At 50.3% G+C, this 19333-nt stretch carries 18 protein-coding genes and 2 pseudogenes; 16 read left to right on the top strand and 4 right to left on the bottom strand.

Annotated elements, in window-relative coordinates; all coding sequences use genetic code 11:
- Positions 1 to 437 precede the first annotated feature (437 nt).
- A pseudogene (locus A3848_RS26170) lies at positions 438 to 917 on the bottom strand (sigma-70 family RNA polymerase sigma factor); the annotation flags it as partial.
- A 346-nt stretch (positions 918 to 1263) separates the two neighbouring features.
- Here A3848_RS26170 and A3848_RS31475 point away from each other — a divergent pair.
- Both A3848_RS31475 and A3848_RS26185 read left to right on the top strand, forming a co-directional pair.
- A pseudogene (locus tag A3848_RS31475) lies at positions 1264 to 2038 on the top strand (IS5 family transposase).
- Between the two features lie 176 nt (positions 2039 to 2214).
- The gene (locus A3848_RS26185) at positions 2215 to 2589 is read left to right on the top strand and encodes a hypothetical protein (protein ID WP_256702557.1); all 375 of its coding nucleotides are present in this window, start codon (positions 2215 to 2217) and stop codon (positions 2587 to 2589) included.
- Here the strand turns inward: A3848_RS26185 and A3848_RS26190 are convergent.
- The 3 genes from A3848_RS26190 to A3848_RS26200 are packed head-to-tail and all read right to left on the bottom strand — an operon-like array spanning position 2546 to position 4414.
- Complete coding sequence (locus tag A3848_RS26190; RefSeq protein WP_074087850.1) at positions 2546 to 2911, bottom strand: GntR family transcriptional regulator; 366 nt, start codon at positions 2909 to 2911, stop codon at positions 2546 to 2548. The genes A3848_RS26185 and A3848_RS26190 overlap by 44 nt on opposite strands.
- Positions 2908 to 3564: an ABC-2 transporter permease gene (locus A3848_RS26195; RefSeq protein ID WP_074087852.1), complete on the bottom strand. Its 657-nt coding sequence runs from the start codon at positions 3562 to 3564 to the stop codon at positions 2908 to 2910. Before A3848_RS26195 ends, A3848_RS26190 begins: the two co-directional genes overlap by 4 nt.
- The gene (locus A3848_RS26200) at positions 3557 to 4414 is read right to left on the bottom strand and encodes an ABC transporter ATP-binding protein (RefSeq protein ID WP_074087853.1); all 858 of its coding nucleotides are present in this window, start codon (positions 4412 to 4414) and stop codon (positions 3557 to 3559) included. Before A3848_RS26200 ends, A3848_RS26195 begins: the two co-directional genes overlap by 8 nt.
- A 180-nt stretch (positions 4415 to 4594) precedes the next feature.
- Here A3848_RS26200 and A3848_RS26205 point away from each other — a divergent pair, with 180 nt between their 5' ends.
- The 14 genes from A3848_RS26205 (at position 4595) to A3848_RS26270 (ending at position 19322) form a co-directional block, all read left to right on the top strand.
- Entirely contained in the window at positions 4595 to 6898 is a 2304-nt protein-coding gene (locus A3848_RS26205) for an ATP-binding protein (protein ID WP_083612389.1), read from the top strand.
- Between the two features lie 2 nt (positions 6899 to 6900).
- Entirely contained in the window at positions 6901 to 7473 is a 573-nt protein-coding gene (locus A3848_RS26210; RefSeq protein WP_074087855.1) for a Pvc16 family protein, read from the top strand.
- Between the two features lie 275 nt (positions 7474 to 7748).
- The gene (locus A3848_RS26215; RefSeq protein ID WP_074087857.1) at positions 7749 to 9287 is read left to right on the top strand and encodes a phage tail sheath family protein; all 1539 of its coding nucleotides are present in this window, start codon (positions 7749 to 7751) and stop codon (positions 9285 to 9287) included.
- Between the two features lie 23 nt (positions 9288 to 9310).
- The gene (locus tag A3848_RS26220; protein WP_074087859.1) at positions 9311 to 9754 is read left to right on the top strand and encodes a phage tail protein; all 444 of its coding nucleotides are present in this window, start codon (positions 9311 to 9313) and stop codon (positions 9752 to 9754) included.
- A gap of 140 nt (positions 9755 to 9894) precedes the next feature.
- On the top strand, positions 9895 to 10263 hold the full coding sequence (locus tag A3848_RS26225; RefSeq protein ID WP_074087861.1) for a hypothetical protein: 369 nt from the start codon (positions 9895 to 9897) through the stop codon (positions 10261 to 10263).
- Positions 10263 to 10445, top strand: a complete 183-nt coding sequence (locus A3848_RS33495) for a DUF6760 family protein (protein WP_371916103.1) — start codon at positions 10263 to 10265, stop codon at positions 10443 to 10445. Before A3848_RS26225 ends, A3848_RS33495 begins: the two co-directional genes overlap by 1 nt.
- A gap of 9 nt (positions 10446 to 10454) precedes the next feature.
- A complete protein-coding gene (locus tag A3848_RS26235; RefSeq protein WP_074087863.1) occupies positions 10455 to 10931 on the top strand; it encodes a phage tail protein in 477 nt (158 codons plus the stop codon).
- Positions 10932 to 12488: a hypothetical protein gene (locus A3848_RS26240; protein WP_074087864.1), complete on the top strand. Its 1557-nt coding sequence runs from the start codon at positions 10932 to 10934 to the stop codon at positions 12486 to 12488.
- Positions 12488 to 13099 (top strand): CIS tube protein, encoded by a 612-nt coding sequence (locus A3848_RS26245; RefSeq protein WP_074087865.1) that lies wholly within the window; start codon positions 12488 to 12490, stop codon positions 13097 to 13099. Before A3848_RS26240 ends, A3848_RS26245 begins: the two co-directional genes overlap by 1 nt.
- A gap of 12 nt (positions 13100 to 13111) precedes the next feature.
- A complete protein-coding gene (locus A3848_RS26250; RefSeq protein WP_074087866.1) occupies positions 13112 to 14155 on the top strand; it encodes a phage late control D family protein in 1044 nt (347 codons plus the stop codon).
- Positions 14152 to 14874 (top strand): phage baseplate assembly protein V, encoded by a 723-nt coding sequence (locus A3848_RS26255; RefSeq protein WP_074087867.1) that lies wholly within the window; start codon positions 14152 to 14154, stop codon positions 14872 to 14874. Before A3848_RS26250 ends, A3848_RS26255 begins: the two co-directional genes overlap by 4 nt.
- A 15-nt stretch (positions 14875 to 14889) precedes the next feature.
- Positions 14890 to 15285 (top strand): PAAR domain-containing protein, encoded by a 396-nt coding sequence (locus A3848_RS26260; RefSeq protein WP_074087868.1) that lies wholly within the window; start codon positions 14890 to 14892, stop codon positions 15283 to 15285.
- 3 nt (positions 15286 to 15288) lie between these two features.
- Positions 15289 to 15684, top strand: coding sequence for a GPW/gp25 family protein (locus A3848_RS26265; RefSeq protein ID WP_074087870.1), 396 nt, complete (start codon positions 15289 to 15291; stop codon positions 15682 to 15684).
- On the top strand, positions 15684 to 19322 hold the full coding sequence (locus A3848_RS26270) for a putative baseplate assembly protein (RefSeq protein WP_074087872.1): 3639 nt from the start codon (positions 15684 to 15686) through the stop codon (positions 19320 to 19322). Before A3848_RS26265 ends, A3848_RS26270 begins: the two co-directional genes overlap by 1 nt.
- The last annotated feature ends 11 nt before the right edge of the window (positions 19323 to 19333 follow it).

Raw genomic sequence — 19333 nt, forward strand, 5'->3', positions numbered from 1 at the left:
GATTTATTAAGTGATATTATATGGGCATTTACACAATTTATATATTGATTAATAAAACTTATTGCCCTCCATATTCTAACAACTAAGATATATGTGTTCCATATGATAACGTTAGTCATTCATATGATTATATTAGGATTTAATTCTTATTATGTAAAAATCGAACAAATATTCTCATCATTTTCAATACATTCATTCTGAGAAATAGATATGCCGTGATGAAGACATTTGACCACGGGTTATTATCAGATATTTCTTCACCAAATAAAACAAACCATATTACACTCTGAATCAACGCGTAACATGGTTTGTTTTTTTGTTTGATTGTTGTGCCACGAATATTTGATGGACTCAAGCTTTTCACGAATCATTTGGACCTCGACAAGCCAAGCGGACTCTTCATCTCATCTCTGTCAGAAATGTCATTTATACAATTATCATCGCTTCGTCTTATAAAACTCATGATACAGCTTCATCAGCGCCCGCTTCTCGATCCGGGACACATAGCTGCGGCTGATGCCCAACTCCTTGGCTATCTCCCGCTGAGTCCGCTCTTCCCCACCTGTATCCAGGCCGAAGAGCCCAACCATCACTTCCTTTTCCCGGTCATCCAAAATGTCGAGATTGCAGTAGATTTTGCTCTTCTCGATTTTCAGATCGACTTCCTTAACAATATCATCTGCGTCGGAGCCAAGGATATCGATCAGCGTGATCTCATTGCCCTCCTTGTTCGTCTCAATCCGGTCATGCAGGTATACATCCTTTTTGGTCTTTTTAAGCGATCTCGAATGCAACAGGATTTCATCTTTTATACAACGGGCGGCAAAACTAACTAACTTTGTTCCTTTATTTGGTTGGTACCTTTCAATAGCCTTGATTAATCCGATTGTCCCTATGGAGATCAAATTCTCCATATCTCATCATTATTGTCGAATTTTCAGAGGTTGTATATGATGTAGTCTAAATAGTACTATCGCAGTGAACAGTAGACATACAAACAAAAGCAACCGCTTTTCGGTGCAGTCCCTATACTTATACTTTTTGTAGAATACCTTATATAAAGTATTCTTCAGAGTACAATATAATAATTTGCCCTCTCCTCTTCTCATGTATTTTTATGAGTTGGTTTAATACAAAAATTCGCTGAACCATATCTTCTGTAAATAGAAATTGTCTATTAAAATAATTTATTTGATCTAGAACGTGTCTGAAAACTAAAGAATAATGTGGTATGCTTTGAGAAAAACGAATGGAGCAACAAGCATGATTCAAAGACGGTACGAAATAAGCGATGAACAGTGGGAACAAATTAAGGGCATGTTTCCATCCTATAGAACAGGTCGTCCGTCAAAGTTAAGCGATAGAACCATGTTTAATGCTATTCTTTGGATCGCTCGAAGTGGTGCTGCCTGGCGTGATCTACCGGAAGAACGTTACGGTTCATGGAAAACGACCTACAGTCGTTTCTGCAAATGGAGAGATACCGGATTACTTATCGCCATCTTCCAAGCGCTTCACGTAGAACCTGATTTTGAAAACTTGAGTATCGATTCTACATCAGTTAAAGCCCATCAACACAGTGCAGGTGCTAAAAAAACGCAGAAGGATACGAAGTAAATCAGCATATTGGCATCAGTCGCGGTGGCAAGACAACGAAGCTTCATACGGTTGTCGATGGATTAGGGAATCCCCTCGGTTTTCTTCTGACGGGGGGTCAAGTTTATGATTCAGTACCCGTCATTGATTTACTTCAGCAATTTGATATTACGGGAAGCCATATTCTTGGCGACAAAGCTTATGGCTCAAAGGCGATTCGGGATTGGATTGCGTCCCATGAAGCATCCTATACCATTCCGCCTAAAGCAAATACTAAAAACCCATGAACGTCGATTGGTATCGGTACAAAGAACGTCACTTGGTGGAATGCTTTTTCAATAAAATCAAGCATTTCCGTCGTGTGGCCACTCGTTACGACAAGTTAGCCAAATCATTTTTGGCGTTTGTATACGTAGGTTCTATTTTCAAATTGACTCTGTGATGAGTTTTAAGAAACGTTCTAGAATGAATTGGTAGTATAAAAATAAATTTCCTTATAGAGGCCACTTTGGTTATAACCAGAGTTGGCCTTTATTTACTTCCATTTTTGATTATCAATTTTAAAAAATACTGTAAAATGGATGGAGAGTGATAGGTTGAATCTTATGGATTAGACTTGTGGAGCTGGCGATGGAGCTTGGCTTCAAGGCGATCGGCAAAGGGCTGAACAAAGCCGGACAAGCCGTGAAGAAAGACGTTGGAGCTGCGGCCACTGGTGCTAAGAACGTAGCGGGCGCAGGAGTCAAGGGCATCAAGAGCCTGTTGAAATCTGGAGCCAAGCTCGCATCCAAAAGCGGCAGTATGATTATCCGGGGCGGCAAAATCGTGATCAAGAGCCTGCAAAAGGGGCTCATGAAGGGGGCCAAAAAGCTCCAGGGTCTGGTGGACTTTAAGTTCAAGCGGTTCAAGCTGGAGCGCAAGGGCAAGCATATCCGTCTGTATGGGGCTGCTAATAAATCTTATTCAGCAGCCCAATTACTTCATCAAGGGTGAGACCGAAGGACTTGTAGTATGAAGTGTCGCTCTCCATTTGCTTCAGGATCATTTCGTTACGTATCCGCAGCATCTCGTCGGGCGAGAATTCGGCTACGAAACATCCTTTACCTGTTACCGTATTGATCAAACCGCTCCGCTCAAGTTCCTCCCAAGCTTTCTTAACGGTAATGACACTAACATGAAGCTCCAGGGCTGCCTGACGAATGGGTGGTAGACAATAGCCGCTTTCTAGCTCGCCTTTCAGGATTTGTGCGCTGATCTGTTCGTAAAGCTGCTGATAAATCGGTTTCTCGGAAGTATTCGAAATCGTTACGTTCATATTATCTCCACTCTTTGGAATCTCTTTACCGCAATCCGATAGGCAATCAGGGTGAATGCAATGAAAATTACGAGGCCCGCCATCAGAATGGATAGTTGAAGCGCGATATTATCCGTTCCGGAGCCATAGAAAATGTCGTTTACCCAAGGACTTTGGATTCCGGCCCATTGGGCAACTCCGGCAAATAGTATAGCGGCCGTAGTGGATGCGGTCGTTGCCGCGCCATACTTATACGCTGTCTTGTAGTACATAGATATAAATACGATGTTGAAGATCGCCAGCATGATGAAACATAATCCCCAAAAACCCATATGCGGCGGATAGAAAATGTAAGTCAGATCAGGATACAAACGAAAAGTAAATATACTGAAGATCATTGCAACGAGAAGATGCATGAGTTCAAGAATGACAATAACGGTTATCCTGGACTTCACGATGTCTGTTTTGGTCACAGGCATCATCGTACTAAACATCAAATCATTCTGGCTTTTAAATCCGCCAAACATATTCGGTATCGTTATGAAGCAGAAATATAGCGGTACGATAAAGTAGATCCAGCCGGGAATAAGCATTAAGCAGCCAATAATTAAAGGTAATACGAAGAACCAAGGGTTTACTCCTAATTTCAAATCTTTCATCACCAAATTATACATATACATCCTCCTTTTTTTTCGCGAAGTAGATCATGATTTCATCGAGGCTCGGCGTGGTTCCCCTTAGGTTGGAGAGTGGATCAATGTCTTTGGCATGAATCAATCCGGTAAAGCCGAAAGAGTTGATTTTGTAGGAAATCAAATGTTCCTTCACTTCGCCCAATTGGGCTTCACTGCCACTGAGTAAACGGTAGGACTCCTTAAACTCGTTTTTCTCGGAACTGGCAATGATTTGCCCGTGTTCAATGTAGGTTATAAAATCAGCACACCGCTCCAAGTCGGATGTAATATGAGTAGAGAAAAGAATGCTAATCTCGCCGCCAATAACGAGCTCCTGAAAGATATCCAGCAGATCGTCTCTTGAGACAGGATCGAGTCCGCTGGTCGGTTCATCTAGAATGAGCAGCTTAGCGCCATGCGATAAAGCAAGGGCTAGGTTGTACTTTACTTTCATGCCTGTAGACAGCTCTGCTATTTTTTTGTTTTCATCCAATTTGAATCTCTTCAGATAGTTGTAGTAGGCTTCATCGTTCCAATTCTTATAGAACTTCTTTGTAGCATTGGTCAGCGTTTTGAGCTTGCTGCGGGTATAGAAATCAATATCACCGAAGGCGCATCCGATTTCCTGCTTCAATTCGATTTCGTGTTCAGCGATGTTCTTGCCCAAAATGCATATTTCGCCACTATCGACTTGAACCATGTTCAAGATCGATTTGATCGTGGTCGTTTTTCCCGCGCCGTTGACCCCGATAAAACCCATAATATAGCCCTGCTCCAATTGAAAAGATACATCTTTGATCTGAAAATGGGGATATTTTTTATTTAAATTTCTAATATCTAATGCCAGCATACCCTACCTCCTCGAAAATTGTGTATTCCGTGTATGCACAATGTATCACGAGGCTTTTACGAAAGTCAATTAGTATTTCGCATACTCTTCCAAAATTTCCTCCCCACCCAGTTGTAATTCCCCTCCCCAAACTTACTTTATATATGAACGAGAAAATATAGAGTGAGGACAAAACAGGCGATGAAATTCAAAAAATTGGCCAGAACCTTTCGTCAGGAAACACGGGAAGCCGAGTGTAGGGAACGAGAAGCTGCACCTGCTCTTAATCAGGCACCCGATTGTACTCTTGCTTCCGAAGCCATTCCCGAACCGGAGGACAATGAAGCTGCCCCACCCTACAGCTCCAACCACGAGTATCTGGCAGAGGAATTGCAGCGGCTGGAGCTTCGGCTCAAACTCAGGATGCTGGAAGCGCCCCAACTGGACTCCGGGTTGTCTCAAATCGACGAAGAGATCCACTATTTGCTGGATGTCCAGTCCACGGATGAAGACGACACAAATCTGCTAACAGCGAAGATTAATCAGTTAGAACAACGTATCGCTTCCAGACTGAGGGCCAGTCATGGGCAAGAGGTCCGGCTGATCCTCCCGCAGGTGGCTTCTACGCTTAACCTGTCTTCTCTAGAGGTAAACATCGTTATTGCATGTCTGGCAGCTGAACTGGACCGCAAGTATGAACGGATCTACGCCTTTTTACAGAATGATATGACGGACAAGCGCCCTTCGGTTGAGTTTGTCCTGGGGTTGTTTACCGGGTCAGAGGAGGAGAGGGTTGCGGCCCGATTGCTGTTCGATGCCCATGCCCCTTTAATGAAATTTCTGCTGGAACGAAAAGGCGAATTCGGTGACAGCCGCACACCGCTGATCGCCAGACCGTTGAAGCTGGAGGATTGGGCGGTGAACCTGTTGCTCGGTTATGAGGTGCTGGACGAGCGGTTGACGAAGGCAGCAAGCCTGGACACTCTGGTCATTCCGCAGCGGACAGGATTCCCTGAAGAGCTGGAGCAGAACCTGCTGCGGTTTGTGAAGCATTACAGCAGCGGCGAGGAACGCAGGGCCGGCAGTCTCCTGTACTGCAGTGGTCCGGATGAAGCCGGGAAGCTTAGCGGCATTCGAGGTGTCTGCAGCAAGCTGGGATTAACTGTGCTGGTTGCCGATATGGACAAGCTGCTGCTTCCAGAGGTGGATTTCAGCGAAATGCTGAGGCTGCTTGGACGGCATGCGCTCCTGGAACATGCGGCTCTTTGCTTCGCAGGCTTCGACAGCATGGTGACCGAAGACGACCGTTACCGCGTGAAGATCCGGCTTCTAGTGGAAATGCTCGATACTTATGCACCTCTGACCTTTATCCTTGGAGAAGCAGAGTGGGGTATAAGCTTAACCGGGGTTCAACTGAATTTCATGCAGATCGAAATCCCCTTTCCGGACGCAGCGGCCCGCAAGCAGGCTTGGACGAACTTTGGTCAGGACTACAGGCTGTCTCCGAAGATCGAGCTGGCGGATTTCAGCGGCAGCTTCCGATTCACTTCCGGACAGATCCGGGCCGCGCTGAACGGCGGCGAGAATATCGCCGTATGGAACGGTTCCAGTGGGGCTGAGGTAAGCGCCAAAGATCTGTACGAGGCTTGTTACTTCCAGTCCAGCCGCAAAATCCAGGCGCTGGCAACGAAGATCCGGGCCATGTATACATGGGACATGCTGGTGCTTCCTGGCGAACAGCTAAGCCAGCTGCGGGAAATTTGCCACCAGGTGAAGTACCGCTCGCTTGTCTATGGGGAGTGGGGCTTCGCGGGACGGCTGTCCCTGGGCAGAGGGCTCAACATTCTGTTTTCCGGCCCGCCGGGCTCCGGGAAGACGATGGCAGCTGAGGTGATCGCCACTGAGCTGAACCTGGAAATCTACAAAATCGATGTCTCGCAGATTGTGAGCAAGTACATCGGGGAGACAGAGAAGAATCTGTCGCGGATTTTTGATGAGGCAGAGACCTCCAATGCTATTCTCTTTTTTGATGAAGCGGATGCCTTGTTCGGCAAGCGTTCAGAAGTCAAGGATGCCCATGACCGGTATGCGAATGTGGAGATCAGCTATCTGCTGCAGAAGATGGAGGAGTATACCGGGATCGTGATCCTGGCTACCAATTTGAATCAGAACCTGGATGATGCCTTTGCGCGCAGGCTGCATTTCAAGCTGGAATTTCCTTTCCCGGAAAAAAATCAGCGTGCGCAGATCTGGCGGGGCATGTTCCCGGCGGGAGCGCCGCTTGATCCGGACATGGATTACGATTTCATGGCGGAGAAGTTCATTCTTGCCGGAGGCAATATCAAGAACATTGCCTTGAACGCTGCCTTTTATGCCGCACACGAGGGCTGTGCAATCGGGATGAAGCAGATCATGCTGGCAGCGAAGCGGGAATATCTCAAGCTGGGCAAAACCTTTTTGCAATCCGATTATGCTCCGTATCACAAACTGATCGAGGTGAAATAAGCATGGCTGTGGATACCGGTACAGTAATTAGAGATGTCAGCACCAGTCTGAAAGCACTGCTTAAGGCACATGTGCCTGAGCTGAACGATGACAGCTTCATCAGCTTTGGCTCCCCAAGCGACATCGACAGCTCCACAATGAAGCTCTCGATGTGCCTATATTATTTGAGCCACAGTCCGAGCATGCGCAACAGTGAGAAGGAAGAGATCAGCGGCACGAACCAGTTCAATTATCCGCCCGCTTACCTCGATTTATATTATCTGCTCACCCCGTATGCCAAGGACAGAGAAACGGAGCAGCTCATACTGGGCAGAATTTTTCAGCTGTTCCATGAGCACCCGGTGCTCAGCGGCACAGACCTCAGGGGAAACCTCGCCGCTTGCGGAAATGACAAGATCCGGATTTCGTACAACAATCTGACGATTCAGGATATCAAGCAGCTGTGGGAGGTTTTTCCCGGCAAGCCTGCTAAGGTAAGCCTGTCTTATCTGGTATCTCCGGTAAGGCTGCCTGCGGATAAGTCGATTACGATTCCTCGGGTACAGGTAAAGGATCTGGGCATTCACCCCATTTAAATAGACAGGTCCAGGCTTCTTCTTTGAAAGGAGTGATTCATGGAGGGAACCCGTTGCAAGTCAACCGGAAAAGCGGATTTTCCGCAAAATCCAGCACATGCTCAACAGGAGCATAGGCTAACAAAACTTAGGCGTATGCTTTCGAAGCGAGTTTTGTCGAAGCGATCGCTCAGGAGCATAGGCTAACAAAACTTAAGCGTATGCTTCCGAAGCGAGTTTTGTACGTAGCTCAGTCATTGGAGCATAGGTTAACAAAACTTTTAGGAGGGTAAGAGATGGCAAATTATTTATCGCCAGGTGTGTATGTAGAGGAAGTCTCAAGCGGTGTCAAACCGATTGCCGGCGTAGGCACATCTGTAGGGGCTTTTGTAGGGATTTCAGAGAAGGGCGTGATCGGCAAAGCAGTGCTGGTCACGAACTGGAGCCAATTCGTCAACGAATTCGGCCAGTTTATTCCGAATGGCTATTTGGCTTATGCCGTGTATAATTTTTTCGCTGAAGGCGGTACCTCCTGCTATGTGGTAAGAGCGGCACCTACAGATATTCAGCCTGCCTCCCTTGCGATCAGAGACACCGATAACCTGGATCTGTTCAAGGTAGTAGCACGCTCGGAAGGGGTATGGGGCAACCGGATTTCGGTCAAGGTCAGCCAGTCCTCCAATAAGCAGCAATTCGGTTTCAAAATGGTCGTGCAATATTTGGAAGACAGTGATTTTAATGATGAATACAACGGGGAAGATGAAGCCGGCAAAATCGTCGAAATCTTCGACAATATGCTGCTGATCAATTTCGTGGAGAAGGTCAACGAGGTTTCTGCATTTGTAAAAGTGAAGCCGCTGGTCGATCTGACCATCCTGGAGAACATGGAGAAAACTCCGGCCTTTAATGAAACGGCCTTGTCGCTCAGCGGTGGTGTGAACGGGATGTCTCCGATTGATTTCCTGGGAGATTCGGTTAGACGGGCCGGGATTCACGCCTTTGACACCATTGACGGCATCAATATTGTGGCTGCTCCAGACCTTGCGGATATGGCCTACAGCCGGGGCACGATCCTGGACATGCTCAATTATTGCAAGCTGCGAAAAGACTGCATCTTCATTGTTGACCCTCCACATGGACTGACCCCGATGCAGGTCAAGGATTTCAAGGAAGGCGCAGGCAACTATTCAGGTAATTCGTTCAACACCTCCTATGGTGCCCTGTATTATCCTTGGGTCTACATTAACGATCCGCTCACAGGCAAGCAAAAGCTCGTACCGCCGTCAGGCGCGATTGCCGGAACCTATGCTTATGTGGATTCTGTTCGCGGTGTTCATAAAGCACCAGCCGGAACTACAGATGGCTATCTGGATACGGTTGTGGGCATTGAGAAGATCATCACCAAAGCGGAGCAGGAGCTGCTCAACCCGGAAGGCATCAACGTGATCCGTTCCCTGCCGGAAGGCATCTGTGTATGGGGGGCCAGAACCCTGTCCTCCGATTCCGAATGGAATTATGTCAACGTCCGGCGGCTAATGATGTACATTGAGGAATCACTTGACGAGGGCAGCCAATGGGTGGTGTTTGAACCCAATGATCCAAGCCTCTGGGGCAAGGTGAAGCGCAACCTGACAGCCTTCCTGACCCGGGTCTGGAGAGACGGCGCTTTGTACGGAACTACGCAGGAAGAGGCCTTTTTCGTCAAAGTGGACGAGGAGAATAATCCTCCGGCTGTACGGGATGCCGGCCAGCTGATTATCGAGGTCGGTGTGGCACCGGTCAAACCTGCTGAATTCGTAGTCATTCGGGTCAGCCAGAAAACCCTATCCAAATAAGAGATTGAGAGGAGATTTATCCTATGGCAACCGGCAAAAGAATGGACCCCTACCGCAATTACCGCTTCCGCGTCGTGATTGACGGTATTCAAACTGCAGCATTCGCTGATGCGACAATTCCAGATACCTCTACTGAGGCTGTGGATTACCGTGAGGGCATTGATGCTCCGCATGCACGCAAGCTTTCAGGGCTGACCAAATTCGGCAACATTACCTTGAAAAAAGGTCTGACCGACTCCCTGGAGCTCTACAACTGGCGCAAGTCGATTGAAGACAAGGGTGCCCTGAAGAACCGTAAGAGTTTGTCGATCATTCTGGTGGATGAAGAAGGCAATGACAAGGCGCAGTGGGATATCCTCGAAGCCTGGCCGATCAAGTATGATGTCAGTGCACTCAGCGCCAAAGGGAACGAAGTTTCCGTTGAATCCATGGAGCTGGTTCATGAAGGTGTACGCAGAGTGAAATAGCTTTTTGCATTTTCCCCATCGTCACAAGGAATTTGATACGATACGCCAAACATGAGATGGACGGTATAGGGATCAAATTCACAGCCTGAGGATGCGGGCGAAGTGAAGGAACTAGAATTTTCTGAAGCGAGGGATAACACTTGGAACTTTTGCAAACCGAATTCAGCTTCACATTGCCTAAGGGCTATGTGGATGAGGCAGGCACTCTCCATAAGCAGGGAACGATGCGCCTGGCCACCGCAGCAGATGAAATCACGCCGCTCCGGGATTCCCGGGTCCAGTCCAACCCGGCGTATTTGACGGTCATCCTGCTCTCCAGAGTGGTAACCAGCCTGGGCGGGCTTGGCATGATCACGCCGCGAGTGATTGAAGAATTGTATACTTCGGATTTTGCCTATCTACAGGATATGTATAACCGGATTAACCAGAACGGCACCAATACCGTACATGCTAAATGCCCCAAATGCGAGCAGCCGTTTGAGATTGAACTGGAACCGCCGGGGGAATAATCGGCTACCCCCTTGACCGCCTCTATGAGGAGGTAGCCTTTCTAACCTACTATCTGCATTGGGACTATCCAGCCGTGCTGAACCTCGAACACGCTGAACGGGACCGCTGGTGCAGGGAAGTCAGCAAAATCAACCAAAAGCTGGGTGGCGGGGAAGAGAAGAAGAACTTCTTTGAGGCTTAGGAGGATAACATGAAGGCGAATATTTTGAATATCGGTGCAAAAAGCAATTGGGTGCCCGGCTATCGGGAGGACCCCTATCTTGCCTATAACTTCATCGTGGAGATTGACGGGATATCCGTCGCCGGTTTCTCCGATGTCTCAGGTCTCAGTATTGAGACACAGGTGGAACGGAAGAACTTCGGAGGCGAGAACCACAAGGAATTTGTCTTCCTCGGCCAGACGAAATATTCTGACCTGACGCTGAAAAATGGGGTCACGAACGACGAATTTCTATGGAACTGGTATCAGAATGTGATCAATGGAGTCGTGAAACGCCGCAACGGGTCTATCTGCCTGCTGGATCATTCCGGCACACCAAAGGTGTGGTGGAACTTCATCGAAGCCTGTCCCATCAAGTGGGAAGGACCGGCATTCAGCGCCAGCAGCAGTGCAGTGGCAGTGGAAAGTCTGGTGCTGACCCATAACGGGCTGTACAGGTACCGGTAAATGAATACAGTAACATCTGATCAGAAAAGGCAGGATTTCGTCCAGTCCATTCTGGGGAAGTATGGCATCACCAGATGGCGGAGCCGGTTTCAGAATCTGATCCTGCGGCAATTCCCTTTGCTGTTCACAGAGCCTGAGGTGGTGAAATCCGCAGGTGCAGTTATTCATCAGGTGAGCCTGATTCAGCACACGCATATCCATCAGTCAATCATCCATCCGCTGACACAGGTTATGCTGCAGCAGCAATCTCCAAATCGAAAGTTGCAGATCAGTACAGGCAGCAGTGGAGCTGCAAAGGGCAGTCCTGATTCCTATCCGGGAAACCAGGGTAGCGAACAGAATACGCTTCACGGAGAGACCGGTAATCTGAACCTCATCCATGCCTTACAGGCGAGAGTCAGCAAGCAACAAAACAGGGATGGGGTTCCTGTAACAACGGCGTATCGATCTATCAGGCTAGCTGATAGTGAGCTGGAGCCTATAAGCCCACAAGATACACGGGCTTTGAAGAGAACAGCTGAAACAAGGCAGTTGCACTTGTCACCCGTGCCGGAATCCCCGGCAGGCGGAACAGAGCAGGTAGAGCAGCACCAGGAAGACGGGATTGTGCCGCATGCCCGGAAATCCCGGCAGCATGAATTCCTCAAGGACGATATCCCGCAGCCATTGCGGGCCGTCCATCAACAGTTGCATACGCTGCGGACCCACACCTTATTCCAAGCTGTTGACGCCTTGAACACTCAGCGTCATCGGTCACTGAAACGGGATCTGGCGGCTAATCGGGATGCGCAGTCAGGGCAACCTCCTGCAGGGGTGCTAAAGAATAACATAGAGGTTGCCTCCAGCTCTGGCGGGACCGCTGCGAATGCACAGCATAACTCATCTCCATGGATCTTCATGCCAAGTCAGGATTTCCTCCCTTCCGCAAGCCCCGGTATTCATCTGGGCTTAGGCCCGAGGATTGCGGCTGTGCTGGAGAAAATGGAGAGCAGACAGGTTCCCCGGAATCCGCTGCCGCAGGAGTCTGCTTCACTTCTCAACAGGCTGCAGCCCTTGGCCGTCCAGCCCATTCTGCTTCTTGCCGCTCCATTAGAACCCCAAGGTGGAGCTCTGCGGCAGGCTTCAACCCTGCTCAGCAGCACTGCACGCCGAGGGAACGCTAAGGGCCTCCCGGCAGATGATCCGATACCCGGCTTAATCCATATGGCTGGGGAGCCCGCAGTGCCTTCCGCGCAGCGGAGGAGCGGACGCGGTAGCTGGCCTTACATTGCTTCTCCGTCGCAAGAGGAGATGCAGCAGCCCGCAGGCAGACATTCCAGCCTGATTCTGCGGAAGCAGGAAGCACCCAAGGCTACAGGGCAGGAGACGGTCCAGCCGCTGCAGGAGGTGATGCCCCAGGGGCAGGATTCCCAGCAGATTAAGGCTCAGCCATCCCCCAGGGCGGCAGCCCCTGCTGCAAAGATGGACACTGCGGAACTGAATCAGCTGGCTGAACGGGTCTATCAGGTGCTGGAGAAGAAAATGGCGATCCGCAAGGATCGGAGGGGGCTTAGATAATGGCGGAAAAGGCGAAGATTATCCCCCTGGATATGGGCGGCGGAGCCATTGAGGTGATGTTCAACCCCAATGAGTACACCGTTTCCTTCGAAGGAAAATATACCGGGGAGAAGAACAACAAGCAATTTCAAATCACGGAGACACCGGAATTCAAGGTTTCTTTATTCTATGACACATATGAAAAACGCACGGATGTGCGTAAGAAAACCAGGCTGCTGACCTCGCTGCTTGATCCCAAGGTCAGCGGGAAAAGCACGAAAAAGCCGCCGGTATGCATGTTCGTCTGGGGCGGCTTCACCTACCGGGGCCTCCTCAGCAAAATTGAGCAGAAGTTCACGATGTTCATGGAGAATGGCACACCGGTCCGCTCTCTGCTTGACGTTACCTTCATCACGGACGAGCCGGACAAAACCGTGGAGGACAGCCAGGGCCTGAATGCCTGCCGTAAGCTATGGGTGGTTAAAAGCGGTGACCGGCTGGACCTGATCGCGAATGAGGCGCTGAAGGAGCCGCTGGCATGGCGCAGGATTGCCGAGCTGAACCGGATTGTGAATCCCGTCGGCTTTCCTGGAAAAAACGATATCGGGAGGACCTTGGTCATCCCGGATTAAGGCGGGGGTTGCATGGGCACCAGTGTAGCGAATTATAAGATAGAGCTGAATGGAAGCAAGCTGTCCGCAGAGCTTACTGCCGCGGTCGAGGGAGTTACGCTGGAGGATGAGATCAATCTGCCGGCTTTATTTTCCATTCAGATGAATATGGTCAATTCCGGCAGCGGGATGTGGCGGGGAACTGATCTGAAGAGTATCAAGCCGGGGGACAAAGTGAAGCTGTCCCTTGGTCTCGACAAGCCCCAGCCGCTGATCAGCGGAGAGGTTACTTCGCTGGATCTGAATTTCTCGGAGCACTCTGTACTGGATATTCGCGGGTATGACCTGCTGCACAGGCTTCGGATGGGGACGAGAAGCAAAGTGTTTGCGAAGAAAAAGCTCAGTGATATCGCCTCGGAAATCGCTAAGGAGCATGGCCTCACCCCAGTGGTTGATGATACGGGCACCGTCTATCCCTACCTGTTCCAGAACAATCAGAGCAACTACGAGTTTCTGCTGGAGCGGGCGGCCATGCTGGATTATGAGCTCTATGTAGACGACAAAAAGCTGTATTTTGTCAAGTCGCGGTCTGTGAAAGCTCCGGGGCTCCCCGAGATGACCTTCAAGAAGGATTTTGAACGGCTGAACCTGGAGCTTCGGACACTTACGCGGGGGAGTAAGGTGAAGGTCAAGGGCTGGGACGTGAAGGAGAAAAAAGAGCTGGAAGCCGAAGCGAAAACCGGAGACGAGACGACCAAGATGGGCGGCACCGAATCTGGGTTCTCTATAAGCGCCAAAGCCATCCAGGAATCACCCATTTCCATCATGGCGGAAAATTTGCTTGATATGAGCGAAGCCAAAACACTGGCGTCTGCCGCCTATAACAGCCGTCTGCGCGATTTCATTGCCGGGGAGGGGATGTGCTGGGGGAACCCGCTGCTCCGGTCCGGCCAGACGGTGAAGCTGATGGGCATGGGCGACCGCTTCAGCGGTATTTACTATATTGTCTCTACGGTTCATAAGATTGACAGCAAGGGGTATACAACGACTTTTAAGGTGAAGAGGACTGGCCTATGAATGAGGGACCCGGAATTACCAGTTTTGTCGATAGCATCATCAGCGAAGGACGGCTCTTCGGGGTCATGGTGGGGATTGTGATCAACAATGACTCCGCGAACCATGCGGATAAACCGGGACCTGGACGGGTGAAGGTGAAGATCCCGCTGATGGGCATGCCGGAATCCAACTGGGCCCGGATGGCCTCATGGATGGCCGGGAAGGAGCGGGGGGCTTTTTGCCTGCCTGAGGTGGACGATGAGGTGCTGGTGGTTTTTGAGAACGGGGATGTTAACCGCCCCTATGTGATTGGGTCTCTGTGGAACGGGAAGGATGCTCCGCCGGAGACCAACAAGGACGGCAAGAATAATATCCGAATGTTCAAGTCACGCAGCGGACATATCCTACAGTTTGCCGATACCGAGGGGAAAGAGAACATTACGCTCACTTCCTCCAAAGGTCATGTAATCAGGCTGGATGACAAAGGCGGCGCAGAGCAAATCCAGATCATGGATAAATCAGGAAAAAACAAAATCGTTTTTGACACCAAAGCCAATAAGATATCGGTCCTGTCGGGACAGGATATTGAAATTTCCGCCCCGAGCGGCAAACTGTCCCTCTCCGCCAAAACCATTGAAATGAAATCATCAGCGGACACCAAGATTGAAGCTTCGGCGGGCATGGATGTCAAAGCAGCGGCAAGTATGACGATCAAAGGCGCAACGGTCAACATTAATTAAAAAGGAGGCTAAATGATGGGACAGCCTGCCGCGAAAAAAGGCGACCGCATTCTGGCCACCGATACGCATATCGTGATGCTTCCTGCCGGAGCTGCGCTTGTACCGACACCTCTGCCTCATCCGTTTACGGGGATTCTGGACGGTGCGCTCAGCACGAACGTCAAGATTATGGGCCAGCCGGCAGCTACAGTGGACTCCACGGCAACCAATACACCGGCACATGTCCCGCAGGGAGGCCCGTTTCAAAAACCTCCCAAAAATCAGGGGAAAATCATCGCCGGAAGCGCAACAGTAAAAATCAACGGGAAAATGGCCGCCAGAAACAGTGATCCGGCGCTGACGTGCAATGATCCGGCCGACCTGCCGGTAGGCAAGGTGGTTGCGGCGGGAACGGTCTTAATAGGAGGCTGAGTTATGGAAGTCGTAGATTTTTTGGGACGGGGCTGGAAGTATCCCTTCGCTGTCCAAAGAGGCAGAATCAACGCATCGGAGGGAGAAGACTCCATCCGGGAATCGGTCATTCTGATCCTTTCCACCGCCCGTGGCGAACGGGTAATGAGACCGGACTTTGGCTGCCGGCTGAACGAGCTGGTATTTGCGCCGAATACGATGAGCACTGCCACATTGTTAAGAAGCTTTATTGAAGAAGCGCTGTTGAACTGGGAGCCGCGGATCGAAGTGGATGATATTACAGTCACACCGCGCTCCGACCAGTCTGAGCTGGAAGTGTCCATTGACTATACCATCAGGGCCAGCAACAGCAAATATAATCTCGTCTATCCATTCTTCCTTGAAAGCGTGGGGAAATAATGACAAACATTGTACCTACCATTGACAAGCGGAATCAGGAACAGCTGGTTCCAGAGCTGAGACGCTTAATCTACCAATACTGCAGCAGGGAATGGACAGATTTGACGGAGCTGGAAGCGGACAAGAAGGTGGACGCTCTGGTTCATATCTTTACCAATATGACGGGTAAGGTCATCGACCGGCTGAACAAGGCACCCGAGAAAAACTTCATCTCCTTTCTGAATCTGATCGGCATTCATCCTACACCGCCGAGAGCAGCCAAAGTACCGCTGCTGTTCAAGCAAAAGCCGGATGCGGACCCTATTAATACGATTCCGGCAGGGACCAAGGTATCGGCACAGCCTGAGAATCAGGCGGAGGTTATTTTTGAAACGGAAAAGGATCTGACGGTCATCCAGCCGCGGCTGGTGAGAGCCGTTAGCCTTGATCCAAAAGAGGACCAGTGGAGCAATCAGGATTACCTCTTCTCAGAGGAGCCTTCCGGCCAAAGCGCCAAATTGTTCCGAGGTGATTCGACGGTAATCCACAGGCTGTATCTGGGACAATCGGAGCTGCTGGGGTTCGGGGAAGAGAACAGCCGCTTGTCTGTGTACTTCAACAAGCCGGAAGCGGCATTGTCTATGGCTGTGCAGAATCAAGGTGTGACCGAAGCTCTGGTGCTGAATATGGATTGGTTCTGCTTCGATGAAGAGGGCAATACTGTTCAGCTCCATCCGGAGATGTCCGGGACCCTGGAGGATACTGCATGGAGGGCTGTGTTCCGGTTCAATCATCTGTCCGGGGTTCATGCGAAGACGATTACCGGCTATGAACAAGCCGAAGTTCGGCGTAAATGGTCCAATAAGTGGATATTTGCCGAACTGAAGACACCTATAACAGCCTCTACATTGATGCCGGATATCGAGGACATCCGTATGGAGCTGAATGTAGCAAGTCCACTGCCGCTGACTCCGGATTTGACGGTCCACAACGGCAACCTGCTGGATATGGGCAAGGATTATTATCCTTTCGGGGAGAAGCCCAAAGTGAACGATACTTTTTACATCGCTTGCAGGGAAGCTTTCTCCAAAGCAAATGCACAGATTACGCTGACGATTGAGCTGTCTGATCCGGAGATCAGCAAGCTGCCGGATACTTCATACGTGCGGCTGGGCTGGGAGTACTGGAATGGCAAGGAATGGCTCGTGATCGGCAGCCTGGAAGAGCTTCCGGGTAATGATGCTTCTGCTGAAATCGGTAACAAAGGAAGTGTAGCCAGTCTTACAGCAAGCGGAACCCTGAGATTTCAGTGTCCCGGGATCAAACCGCTGACCCTGAACGGTGAGGAAGGCTACTGGATTCGTGTCCGCATCACCGGCGGCAATTATGGTGAGGAAGCGAAATATGAATACGAAGATGAAGCGGTCAAGCTGGGAGAGGGAAGCTTCACCGTAGCCCAGCTGAAGGTTACGCAAGCGACTTATGCGCCACCTTCGATCCGCAAACTGGGTATTGCCTACAGCTACACGCTGGAGGCGCATCCGCAAACAGTGCTCACAGAGAATAATTTCAGCTTTGAGGACAAGACAGCCGAATGCCTGAAGGCCGGGGAATTTTTCAAGCCCTTCTATCCCTGTACCGAGCTTGCACCTACATTCTACCTGGGCTTTGACCGTGACATCCGCAATCTTCCGGTTTCGCTCTTTTTCCCGTTAACCGGTGAACAGCTCGGGCGTCCGGTTGTGGCCTGGGAATACTGGGACGGCAGAAGATGGCTGACCTTAAGTGTCAATGACGAGATCCGGGGCTTCACCCGCAGGGAGATTCTGCAGTTTGCCGTGCCATCGGATATCGAGAAACGCGCGCTGTTTGGAACCGAGCAGTATTGGATTCGCGCCCGGCTGGATGAAGGACGCTTTGAGATCTTTCCCCAGGTAGATGCTATCCCCTCTAATGCGGTGTGGGCCCGCAATTCTTATTCGGTTGCAGGCGAGATTCCGGGATCAAGCAACGGTGAAGAGAACCAGAGCTTTCAGTTGTCGAAGTCACCTGTTCTGCCTGGCCAGAGTCTTCGCGTCCGGGAGGCCTCGGGCCAAGGGGAATGGGTGCTGTGGGAGGAAGTCGCCACCTTCTCCTTGTCTACATCGGACGGCAGGCACTATATGCTGGACAGAAGCAGCGGAGCAATTATTTTCGGTGACGGCAGGAATGGGATGATCCCGCCTACCGGAATTGATAATATCCAGTGCGACTACAAGCATGGAGGCGGGGCTGCCGGCAATGTTGCGGCAGGTGCAATAACGAAGATATGGGACAGCTTCAGCTGGCTGGATTCGGTGACCAATCCGGTGGCGGCGGATGGCGGATTTGACCAGGAGGAGGCGGATCAGGCTGAGATCCGCGGGCCGCATACGCTGAAAAGCTGGGACCGGGGCGTTACCGCAGAGGATATGGAGTGGCTGGTGCGCGAGGCCATGCCCCAGATTGCCAAGGTAAAATGTCTCAGCGCCATGAATCGTGACCTGGAGTTCGTTCCCGGCACAGCCACAATCATTGTGGTCCCGGATACAGACGAGCCGAAGCCGGTTCCCAGCCAGGAATTGCTCAGTGAGATTGAAGCCTATCTATGTGACAGAGCTTCAGCGACGCTGGACACGAATGTGCCGGGTATCGCAGTGATTGGCCCGGATTATGTACAGATCGGCGTAGAGGCAGCAGTTGCTTTTACCTCGGTAGAGCAGCGTAAAGTGGCGGAGGGCCGGATTATAGATAACCTGAAGCAGTTTTTTCATCCGCTCTATGGAGGGGACGGGAAAAAGGGCTGGGAGCTGGGCCAAAACCTGTATATTTCCGAGGTCTATGCTGTGATTAAGAATACGCCAGGCGTTGATTATGTTTCCGGTATTGTCATCAAAGCTTCGGTGCAATGCTTCACTGTAAGTCTTGAACCCTTGGAGAACGGACCTTATAAACCTCTTGCCCCTTACCCGAAATACAGCGCGGTCCGGTCTGACGATAATTCCATTCAGTACGCGCTTGCTGAGCGGGTGGAGGCCGGAAGCGGGGTGAAATCGCTGGTGCTTAAGGGCTTCAAGAAGAATGGGGTGATCAGGCTCCGCTACAGAACCTATGAACCGGTACAACTGATCGTTGTCTCCATTGACGGTGACATTCTAGAATGCCAGACTCTGGACGGACAACCGCTGGAGCGCAGCTATCCTGAGGGCAGTGACCTAGAATTTGATATCACCGATGATTTGACGGTCCGTACCTATATTCTTAACAGTCTGGCTTCGGGTGCAACTTCGTTTTTTGTAAAAATCGCTGTGTTTGAGCGGGGGGACATCGTCTTTTTAAGCCGGGCCGATGAGTATGTCAACACTACGCCGCTCAAGATCCGTGGAATCCACTCGGAGAATATCTTCCTTGAGGAAGACGAGCTGATCTATGGAGGGACACACCTGATCAACAAGCCGGAGGAACATCTCTTTTCATATCTTCTGGATAAGAATACGGGCCTATTGCATGATTTGACCGGGACAACGGCAGATTGCAGGCTTGCGGAGATCCTCAAGGAGGACCGGAAGTTTCTGACCGAACGGGCTGCTGCTCCGGGGTCAACGGTACATTGCCCTTATTGTTTTCCGGCGGAGCAGTAAATTGACCATAG

This window comes from Paenibacillus sp. P32E, assembly GCF_001909085.1.
GTDB classification, from domain to species: domain Bacteria; phylum Bacillota; class Bacilli; order Paenibacillales; family Paenibacillaceae; genus Paenibacillus_AQ; species Paenibacillus_AQ helianthi.